Source organism: Aneurinibacillus terranovensis DSM 18919 (assembly GCF_000430625.1).
GTDB classification, from domain to species: Bacteria; Bacillota; Bacilli; order Aneurinibacillales; family Aneurinibacillaceae; genus Aneurinibacillus_B; species Aneurinibacillus_B terranovensis.
Window position 1 is genome coordinate 1 of sequence record NZ_KE387183.1, and the last position, 10,255, is coordinate 10,255.

Annotated in this window: 9 protein-coding genes, 1 tRNA gene and 1 other RNA gene; 3 read left to right on the top strand and 8 right to left on the bottom strand. The window is 45.3% G+C overall.

Annotation, left to right across the window (positions count from 1 at the left end; genetic code table 11):
* Positions 1 to 334 precede the first annotated feature (334 nt).
* The 8 genes from H525_RS0122125 to H525_RS0122155 all read right to left on the bottom strand — a co-directional run bounded on the left by H525_RS0122125 (position 335) and on the right by H525_RS0122155 (position 6,838).
* Positions 335 to 601, bottom strand: coding sequence for a pro-sigmaK processing inhibitor BofA family protein (locus tag H525_RS0122125; protein ID WP_027417979.1), 267 nt, complete (start codon positions 599 to 601; stop codon positions 335 to 337).
* Between the two features lie 62 nt (positions 602 to 663).
* Positions 664 to 1,614, bottom strand: coding sequence for a CPBP family intramembrane glutamic endopeptidase (locus tag H525_RS25905; RefSeq protein ID WP_162142529.1), 951 nt, complete (start codon positions 1,612 to 1,614; stop codon positions 664 to 666).
* Positions 1,615 to 1,790: 176 nt separating this feature from the next.
* Positions 1,791 to 2,387 carry a recombination mediator RecR gene (gene recR, locus H525_RS0122135; protein ID WP_027417980.1) on the bottom strand — a complete coding sequence of 199 codons (597 nt, stop codon included), beginning with the start codon at positions 2,385 to 2,387 and terminating at the stop codon, positions 1,791 to 1,793.
* Between the two features lie 16 nt (positions 2,388 to 2,403).
* A complete protein-coding gene (locus H525_RS0122140) occupies positions 2,404 to 2,724 on the bottom strand; it encodes a YbaB/EbfC family nucleoid-associated protein (RefSeq protein ID WP_027417981.1) in 321 nt (106 codons plus the stop codon).
* A gap of 11 nt (positions 2,725 to 2,735) precedes the next feature.
* Positions 2,736 to 4,478, bottom strand: coding sequence for a DNA polymerase III subunit gamma/tau (gene dnaX / locus H525_RS0122145; RefSeq protein WP_027417982.1), 1,743 nt, complete (start codon positions 4,476 to 4,478; stop codon positions 2,736 to 2,738).
* Positions 4,479 to 4,566: 88 nt separating this feature from the next.
* Positions 4,567 to 5,991 (bottom strand): ATP-binding protein, encoded by a 1,425-nt coding sequence (locus H525_RS0122150; RefSeq protein ID WP_027417983.1) that lies wholly within the window; start codon positions 5,989 to 5,991, stop codon positions 4,567 to 4,569.
* 137 nt (positions 5,992 to 6,128) lie between these two features.
* Positions 6,129 to 6,393, bottom strand: an RNA gene (gene ffs / locus H525_RS26845) — signal recognition particle sRNA large type.
* 352 nt (positions 6,394 to 6,745) lie between these two features.
* Positions 6,746 to 6,838, bottom strand: a tRNA-Ser gene (locus H525_RS0122155).
* Between the two features lie 247 nt (positions 6,839 to 7,085).
* Here H525_RS0122155 and H525_RS0122160 point away from each other — a divergent pair.
* From H525_RS0122160 to H525_RS0122170, 3 genes are read left to right on the top strand one after another with little or no spacing between them, the layout of a single operon-like run.
* Positions 7,086 to 7,673 carry a TetR/AcrR family transcriptional regulator gene (locus tag H525_RS0122160; RefSeq protein ID WP_027417984.1) on the top strand — a complete coding sequence of 196 codons (588 nt, stop codon included), beginning with the start codon at positions 7,086 to 7,088 and terminating at the stop codon, positions 7,671 to 7,673.
* Between the two features lie 33 nt (positions 7,674 to 7,706).
* The gene (locus tag H525_RS0122165) at positions 7,707 to 8,981 is read left to right on the top strand and encodes an HlyD family secretion protein (protein ID WP_027417985.1); all 1,275 of its coding nucleotides are present in this window, start codon (positions 7,707 to 7,709) and stop codon (positions 8,979 to 8,981) included.
* 2 nt (positions 8,982 to 8,983) lie between these two features.
* Positions 8,984 to 10,186: an ABC transporter permease gene (locus H525_RS0122170; protein ID WP_051331241.1), complete on the top strand. Its 1,203-nt coding sequence runs from the start codon at positions 8,984 to 8,986 to the stop codon at positions 10,184 to 10,186.
* Positions 10,187 to 10,255 lie beyond the last annotated feature (69 nt).

Below are 10,255 nucleotides of genomic sequence, written 5' to 3' on the forward strand. Positions count from 1 at the left end.
AAATCCAGAATTGTATCCGGGTTATATCGCACATTTGGCATTTCACTGTTCAGTTTTCAAGGAACTTCATTTCCGTCACCCACTCTCAGCGGCGACTTAAATAATATATCATATCTTATAAAGTAATGTCAATACCTTTTTTATAATGAGTAAGAATCAAGTTGCTTGTTTCACAAAGAAAATCCAGCTTCACAACAACTCTTTATGCATGATATTTGACATTGGAGTAAACGAAAACATAATCTATCAAATAGTGCTCTATCATAATAAAAAAAGTCCATCCGAAGAGGACTCTTAACACTTTATCATGCTTATACTTAATAGTCAACGGAAATTAAAGGATAAACTGTTTAATGAGAATAAGCGTTACCAATCCGGGAATCCCGAGAAACCCTGCTATCGTCGCTGTAACAGGGTTGAGAGGAATCGTAAACGCAAAGGATTCTCCAAACAAATTGACCAAAAATAACAGGAGGCTGCCTATCACCACATTCCCCAATGCCCATCCAATCCATTTTACAGGACTCCATGCAGAATAATTCATAAAAATAAGTACTACCGCCGCTACAATTACGATACTAAAAATCGTAAAACTGCTCACTTCTATTCCTCTCCTCTCTTCCGTTGCCCCCTCCCTGACTAAACAGGGAGACACTGCATTTTCTACTGGAAGAAATAAATGCATACGGTAATCGTATTATTCAACGCGTGAAACAAGACAGAAGCCCAGAGGCTCCGGTGATGGTGACGAAGCCAGCCTAACATCAGTCCCAACGTAAATAGCGGAGGAAATAATACAGGGTCGACATGTATCGCCGCAAATAGAAAACTTGAGCCAACGACGCCTATTACCGCCCCGAACCTCTCAACAAGCACTGTCTGAAGAACCCCTCTAAACATCATTTCTTCAGCGACAGGAACAAAAAAACCTACAAATAAAATTTCAAGCACTCCTGTAACAAGACCGATATTTTTAGCCTGCATCACTTCACCGGATATTTGCTGTTCACGCCAGGAATCAAGATTAAAATGAAACAAATTTGAAATCGGTAATGTAATAAGATAATCCAGCAAAAACCTGGTAAATATATAACAAAGGATGATGCTTAAAATAAGCTGTTTTCCTTTAACCGGGCGAACAAACCCTATATCATGCAGCCGGCTATAAAAAAGAAGCAAGCCAATTCCGGCCATCATAAATTGCGGTAAAAACGATTCGATTAAATTTCCAAACGAGTTCTCAGCAAATAAGGATTGAGGAAATACCGTAAAAACGAGTTGGATAACCACATACCCTACCTGATACAGCGCAAAATAATAAACGGCATACCGCATAGAAACCCCGCGTTCCCACCCCGGCCATTCCTTATTGCGTGTTTTGATAAGAGCCGGAATAAAAATAAACGCAGGTAAAACGCTGAGAATTGCCGTGCTCAAAAAGAAGAGCATCCAGGTTCTGCTTACGGCATCCGAGGATTCTACTTTCCAATCCCCCTTAGCGGTCATGACCCATTTTAAAGATGAAAATTCAAGACCCATGCCGCTGATATAGCCCAGTACCAGGAGTACACCGGTTATAAGCGCAATTTTCTCCCACCGTTCCTGTCTGTGCATTCCCTCACCTCTCACTTGTACAAACTTATGCTCAAAAAGAAAGTATAAGAACCGGTTTTCATTCTCCTGAAAATAATAAATAAAAAGCGGCAATTCAACACTGCTTCGCTTGCACATCTAAACAAAGCACCTATGTTTGAATCACCGCTTTTAAAAACAGGAGGCAAAAAACGAACTTATAGTTCACGCCTTCCCTCCAGCGCTTTCGAGATGGTAACCTCGTCCGCGTATTCCAAATCGCCCCCAACCGGCAGTCCATGTGCAATCCGCGTCACCCGAATGCCGAACGGTTTCACAAGACGAGAAATATACATAGCTGTTGCTTCTCCCTCGATCGTAGGGTTAGTTGCAAGAATAAGTTCCTTTACTTCCTCATCCTCTAATCGTCTGAGCAGCTCCGCAATTCGAATATCTTCCGGTCCAATGCCATCCATTGGGGAAATGGCGCCATGCAGAACATGATAATACCCCGGATATTCTCTTGTTTTCTCCATTGCGATTAAGTCCTTCGGATCCTGAACAACACAAATCATCGAGCGGTCGCGCGATGTGTCCATGCAGATACGACAGGGATTTACATCGGTAATATTCTGGCACACCGAGCAGTAAACCAGGTTTCTCTTTGCGTTCACGAGCGCTTTGGCAATCTCTAAAACGTCATCTTCTTTCATTCCCAAAACAAAAAAAGCCAAGCGTGCTGCCGTTTTTGGGCCAATGCCTGGCAATTTCATAAATCCGTCTATTAATTTAGCAATCGGCTCAGGATAATACACTGATGTCTCTCCGTCCTTAGAATAATCCCGGCATATTTAACCCGCCTGTAAATTTACCCATGTCTTTCGTAACAAGTTCATCCACTTTATTTAAAGCCTCATTTACTGCGGCAAGCACCAGGTCCTGCAGCATTTCCACATCATCCGGGTCAACCGCTTCCGGATTAATTTTGACATCGAGAATCTGTTTGTGCCCGTTGGCTGTAACAGTGACCATCCCGCCACCCGCCGTTGCTTCAACCGTCTTTTCCTTCAATTCTTCCTGTGCCTTTTGCATCTGTGCCTGCATCTTTTTCATTTGTTTCATCATATTTTGCATATTTCCGCCACCAAACATTATGTTGCCTCCTAATCGATAATATTTATCAGTTCTTCTCCAACTAATTTATACGCCTCTTCCAAATGCGGTTCCCTCAACGTTTCTTTCGGTTCCTCAGAGGCCCTTTCTCCTGATGAATCAATGGAACCGGAGATCTCCCTCCATTGGTTCTCCATTAAGGTAAACAATTCAACTGGCCGATTAATAATTCCTTTTACGACTTCCTCAATCACTTTTTTGTTGTCTTCACGTGCCGTTGTCTCACAGTGAATCACCGTTTTAAAACTAATCACTAATCCATTCTCTGAAAGCGCCACAGGTGTGCCATCCTGCAGCCATGCGTTAAGAGAAACACTTTGCTGTTTCACACGCTGCAGTACATCAGGCCAGATTGAGACCAATTTTGCCAATTGATTGGCATACGACTGAGCCGCAACTTCCCGAATGCGTGCTGTAGGAATCTTAATCGTCGACTGTAGTTTTTTCGGTTCCCGGCGTCTGCTGCTTGCCGAGCCTTTTTGCTCATCGGCAGGCTCTTTATTCTCCAGCTTTTTAATATGTGTCTCAAGAGCTTGAATTCGCTGCAGCAAATCACGTAAAGGTTCGGCTGCACCCATTTTCATGTCCGCTGCGCCCGCATTCTCCGCAGGAGCCGTAACGGCAGGGGAATGGAATGCGACCTCCGCCTGCAATGTCTGGCACAGTTGAATGAGAACCAATTCGAGCATAATTCGTGGGTGGTTCGCCCACTTCATGTCATTTTGCGACCGGTTTAACTGTTCGATAATGGTAAATAACCGCTCCTGATCGTACGCATCTCCAAGTTCCTTAAACGCAGGGTCAAGTGCCATCCGACCCTGAATCTCCTCTAGGCCGGGGGCGGTTTTGTATAAAAGGAGATCCCGAAAATACAAAAGTAAATCCTCAAGAAACTGCTCAGGATTTTTTCCTTTCAGCACAAGGCGATTGACGACATCAATCACATCGGCAGCCGATCCCGTATGAATATACCCTGCACATTCGGCAAGCCATTCATGGGATACCGCTCCTGTAATGCATAACACGTCGCTGAGATCCACATGGTTTCCTCCAAATGAAAATGCCTGATCAAGCAGGCTCAGGGCATCCCGCATCCCGCCTTCTGCAAGGCGGGCAATGAAGATAAGAGCCTGTTCCGACACGTGCAGATTCTCCGAATGGGCAATCTCATTGAGCCGGCTCACCATTGCGGCACTGCTGATTCTGTGAAAATCGAACCGCTGGCAGCGTGAGATGATCGTAGCAGGAAGTTTATGCGGCTCCGTTGTCGCGAGAATAAACAGGATATGCGCGGGCGGCTCTTCAAGCGTTTTCAGCAAAGCGTTAAACGCTTCTGTCGTCAGCATATGGACTTCATCAATAATATATATCTTAAAGCGGACCTGTGAAGGCGCGTATTTCACTTTATCCCGAAGGTCGCGTATTTCGTCAATGCCGCGGTTGGATGCTGCGTCTATCTCTACAACATCAACGACAGAGCCTTCCGTAATACCCAGACAGGCACTGCATTCATTGCATGGTTCTGCTGCAGGACCCTTCTCACAATTGACGGCCTTTGCCATAATTTTTGCAGCGCTTGTTTTTCCCGTTCCCCGGGGACCGCTAAATAAATACGCGTGAGAAAAACGCTGCTCCCTAATGGCATTTTGCAACGTGCGTGTCACATGCTCCTGTCCGACAATATCACCAAACTTTTGAGGACGCCAAACACGATACAATGCGCGATAGGCCATTTTACATCCCCATCTTTCCTATTTCAACTTAAATGATACAGACTATTATTATACCACTTTTCCGGATAGAAGAGAAATTGTCTAATTTTTACCGGGCAGGAAGAACCACCCGAAACACCGTACCATTTCCTTTGCAGGAAACCAGAATGCTCCCTCCCATATCATGGACAATTTTCTGGCATACAGGCAGACCCAGTCCTGTCCCTTCCTCCTTTGTCGTAAAAAACGGATCGAATATTTTGTCGACCAGATAAGGCGGAATGCCAGGTCCCGTATCGTGGACCGCTATTTCGACCTTATCTGCCACTATCGAGATGCGAAGGGTCAGTACCCCCTTCTCCCCCATCGCTTCAATTCCATTCTTCGTAATATTGAGCAGTACTTGCTTTAATAATTCGCTGTCCCCAATAATAAGAGGAACTTCTTCACACAGTTCCACAATCACATCGATCCCATGAAGCAAAGCCTCATTTTTTACAATGGGGAGGATTTCCGTAAAAACTTGCTCGACATCCACAAGCTGATACTGAACTTCTTTTTGCTTGCTAAGCAGAAGAAATTCACTGACCAAATCATTGATACGGTTAATTTCCATCAGCATTATTTTGGTATACTCTTTCTCTTTCACCATTCCTGCTTCATCCAGCGTTTTCGACATCATCTGGAGGAATCCGTTAATAGAAGTCAGCGGGTTGCGGATTTCATGGGCGGTTCCGGCTGCAATCTGGCCGATCATGGCAAGGCGGTCTTTGCGCTCGATTTGCTGTTCAATCGTCAGCATGTTGGTAACATTTTTAAAAATATAATACCCCCCGGCGATTTCACCATCCGGGTAATAAAGTACGTCTGAATCAACGATAAAATCAAACCGTTTATCACCATTTCGCCACGAATACGCTTGATTTCGGACGGTAACCCCGTCTAAAAGGGAAGAAGAAATAAAATGCTGCTCGTCCTTCATTCCGGAAAACGCTTCTTTTATCGTACGGTTTATGACAAACTCTTTCTTTACACCCAGCAGTTCACACGCGGTATGGCTAATTTCTACAATGAGCGCCTTCTGATTCAGAACGACGATCCCAAGATTAATGTTATCCATAATCTGGTTGAAGTAGTGGAGGATGGGCTTTTCTTTCCCGGTGATATTCGTTAGAACTATACAGTGAAACGGGTAATTCTCCATTCCCATATCGTTATAAATAATGGCATTGCACATACAAGTATTTCCCGTTTTCAGCTTTAAAGTAATGCGAGGAGCTTTTTTGCTCTCATAAGCCACCTTTTTACACTGGTTAATCCATGCTTCAAAAGGGTCACGTGTTAAAAAAAAATCGCTAAACTTCTTTGTTTTAACCTGTTCATATGTATATCCTGTGGCTTGAAGCAAAACTGTATTTGCCTCGATTACGTTTCCCTCATTATCCAGTAATGCAGCAGCAAACGGTGCATTATGCAAATGATACTCCATTTCTTCCCTGTCAACCCTGAATTGAAATGATGAATAATCCCGCATATCCTCACCTCACTCTATGCCACTTCTTTTATTTTCACGGTTTCTGTATTTTCACATATTCTTCATTTTCAAGAAAAATCCTCTTGTTAAATAGGAAAAGCTTCCGACAATAAATGCCGGAAGCTTTAAAATTGAAGCCGCACACCCGTCTTCGATACGTTCACCCAGGCGAACCCGCGTAGTTGGCTCAAATCAGGCAACCCTGCGGCACACGGGAAATTCCACTTATGGCTGCTTCCTTCCGGACCTGACCAGGTTCATGGGTTCCCGTTGCGCAGGACCCGATTCTCAACACCACTTGCACGAGTCAGACCCCACATGAAACGCACCTCTAACAGGAATTCAACCCCGCTATAGCGGATTGCGGGTTACAGGGCACCGCTACCTCCCCGTCTAGTGCGACAAAATTATACACTTAATCAGGCAACATCTCTGCTGCTTGATTATCATAACAAAAAGCGAATCGTAAAGCAAGAAGCTGGGCCGTATTCCATGATCAATTTCCTTCTTCGATGTGGATATTCAGCCGTTGCCTCCATGAGAAAATCCGCAACAACGCTATAGTAACGTCATTTACCGTTATTCTTCCGTGGGACTCGTACACCCAATCGAAAAACTTACGCATATTAATTTCGTAAACGAACCGTGCTAACTAATTCGCAGGAGAATCAGTCACCCCATTTTCGTGTATATCAACGTGTCGCTTCCGCTACACTAGCGGTCAAAAACGTTGATATACCGGGGTTTATATGTATGGCGGAGATGGAGGGATTCGAACCCCCGCACGCCTTGCGACGCCTAACTGATTTCGAGTCAGTCCCCTTCAGCCGGACTTGGGTACATCTCCACTGAGAAATTCTCATTAATAAATCACTCAAGATCATGCAGGAAATATATTAACATACTTACCGTCCTTCACACAAGCCATAATGTTTACCAGTTACCCTTTCAGCAGTCGATTTCTTCGTATTCATCTTCCAATGTTCGTTCAAACTAATGACACTTCTTTAGTATTGATTTCCAAATTAGCGCCTTTTATAATAATTATATAATTTAAACTGACTAGTCAGTTTAAAATGGAAAGGGGTGACACCATGAGGGTCAAAACAAAAGAATTAATTTTCCAGGGTGCCTTAAAGGCATTTGCCGATAAAGGCTATAACGAAACGACAATGGAACAGATTGCTGAAATATGCGGGGTGGCGAAAGGGACGCTGTACTATAACTTTAAAACGAAAGAAGACCTGTATGTTTTCGTGATGGAATCAGGCGTCCAGCGATTTATCGAAAAGATTAAAGATTTTATCGAAATCGTGGAACCCGTCGAGTTTCGGACACGTATGATGCGCTTAGTCGAAGCCCATCTTGACTTTTTCCAGAACGAAACCGACTTTTGCCGGCTTCTCCTGAGCAAAGGATGGGGAACACAGGAACGGCATTACACAATCCGGCACGTATTACAAAGTTATTTTGAAGTGCTTGAATCTGAACTGGAAACAGCAAGGAAATTAGGTAAAGTGCCTTCCATAATGGATATTCGGACGACCGCAAGCAGTATTTTCGGAATGCTTGCTTTCACCGCAATGCGTTCGATCATTCATGGTCAGACGCTCGATGACCCCTCTATCCGGTACAGCTTGCAAAGCCTGGTTCTTCACGCACTTGGGATTTTTGAAGAGTAAAAGAAACAGAGAATAAAAAGAGGTGTATGAAAGATGAAATCCATTAGGGCTATTATGTTTGCTTTGATGGTACTGCTTATCGGGAGCGGAGCATATGCGCTTTCTTCGTACCGGGAAGTTGGGCAAGCAGCGGAAACAACAGCTTCTGAACCGACAGCGTATATTGAATCCACGACGATAAATGCCAGCTTCAAAATAGGCGGCCGTATTCAGCAGTTCTTCGTTAAAGAAGGCGACCATGTGAAAAAGGGACAGATTCTTGCCCGCCTGGAAAGTCAGGAGTTATTGGATAAAGCTGCGCAAGCGCAGGCGGCAGTCAATGCGGCCCAGTCGCAAGTATCCCAGGCACAAGCCGCTGTGGGTGCAGCCGAAGCAAAAAAAATGCAGGGTTCTGACGCCGTAACCGTGACGGCCCAGACCGCCGATCGGCAAATCGCTCAGGCTCAGGCAGCAGTAAAAGCTGCACAGGCAAATCTGGACGCTTTGAAAAACGGAGCACGTAAGGAAGAGCGGGAACAGGCTAATATTAACCTTAACGCGACAAAAGAAGCTTTTCAAATTGCCGCAACCAATCTTGACAGAATGAAATCACTTTTGAACGCCGGTGCTGTTGCACAGGCAGCAGTAGATGATGCTTCCTTAAAATATCAGGAAGCGAAAGCAAAATATGAGGCTGCCCAGCAGCAAGTGAACATGTTGAAAAACGGGACCCGTCCCGAACAAATTCAGGCAGCGCAAGCTCAGCTCGAACAGGCGCAGGCAGCAGTTGCTCTGGCTCAGGCAGGAAAAGGGCAAGTCCGCCTACATCAAGACGACGTTCACGCCGCAGACGCCGGGGTCAAACAGGCTCAGGCAAGCGTAGACGCTGCAAATGCGGGTGTCTCAAACGCTAACGCCGCTCTGCAAGAGGCCCAAACGTACATAGGTTATACAGAATTGCGCGCGCCTGCGGATGGAATTATTACCACCCAGTCCGCCCAGCTTGGTGAACTGGTTAGCTCCGGTTTTCCCGTATTGACTCTCGAAACGAATCAGGATAGATGGGCAAAGTTTTACTTCCCTGAAACGGAAATTGGGACCCTTAAAAATGGGGATATCGTAACGATGAAGCTCCTTTCGACCGGAAAACCGGTAAAAGGAAAAGTTACCGTAATTGAACCGGCGACTGATTTCGCGATTCAGAAACCAACGCAAAGCACCGGGGATAAAGATATTCGTTCCTTCGGCGTTAAAGTTACACTCACTGATTTACCGAAAGATGTCCCTACCGGTATGACCCTGATGTGGCAGGGTAAGGGGGCCAGATAATTATGCAAGCCCCATTAAAAGTTGGTGATATCATCCGGGAAGAATGGATAAACATTCTGCGGGATCGGCGCTTGTTTGCCATCCTTCTTCTGGTCCCGCTTATGTATACGGCGTTGTTTGGTTATTTGTACTCCCATCAGCGCGTCACTGACATCCATACAGTTATTTATGATGGGGACAATTCGCAGCTAAGTCGCCAAATTATCCAGTCGTTTGACCAGACAGACACGTTTGCGATTACCGACCAGGTACACACGGAAAGCGGAGTCGAGCAGGCGATTGAAAAAGGAGAAGCGGAAGCCGGGGTCATTATTCCAAATGATTTCTCGATGCGGATAAAACACGGCGAAAATGTTCCGATTCTCACTTTAATCGACGGCAGCAATATGCTGATATCCAATGCGGCGACTAAAGCGGCAAGCCAGGTAGTTACTACACTCGGATATTCGGTTTCCACATATAACATGGAACAGCGGGGGATGAACAATACACAAATTTTATCAACTTTTGCCCCTACTCCGTTCCGTGTACGTGTTCTCTATAATCCAACTTTCAATTACAGCCACTTTCTTGTCTATGGCTTAATTGGGGCGATTCTTCAGCAGGTGCTGCTGCTCGGCGTATCCCTGACCATTACGCGGGATAAAGAAAAAGGGGTCTGGCTTCGTTTTGCCCAATGGCGTCTGCTTCCGTGGCGAATTGCTTACGCAAAGATCGCACCTTACTTTTTAATCGGAATTGTCAACACATTCATGGTATTCATCCTGTCCCTGTACGGCTTTCATCTACCGTTTAACGGACAGCTGCTGCCTGTCGCCACGCTAGCGTTGGCCTTTACATTTGCCTTGCTTGGCATCGGGTATCTTGCCAGCTTATTTTCCGGCAATCAGGTTGCGGCAACCCAGATCACCATGCTAATCGCCGTTCCGTCCTTTCTGTTATCGGGCTTTACCTGGCCATTTGAAGCGATGCCCTCTGCTTTATATGTTGTGGGACATATGCTTCCGTTGACGTATTTCCTTGATGCGATCCGGGAAATATTCATTAAAGGACACGGATTTATCAGCGTATGGCGCGATTGTGTCGTTCTCGGGCTTATGGGTCTTGTTTGCTTTTTCTTATCATTTATCCTGACGCCTTTCGTACTTAAAGAGGCGACTTCCAACGAAGAAATCGTTCCGACTTCTCCAACCGTCCCTATGTAACCGCAAGAACGGAATATTATCAATTGAGAAAAACTCGCGGGCGTTGCCGCTCGTCCTTTTTCTGCAGGG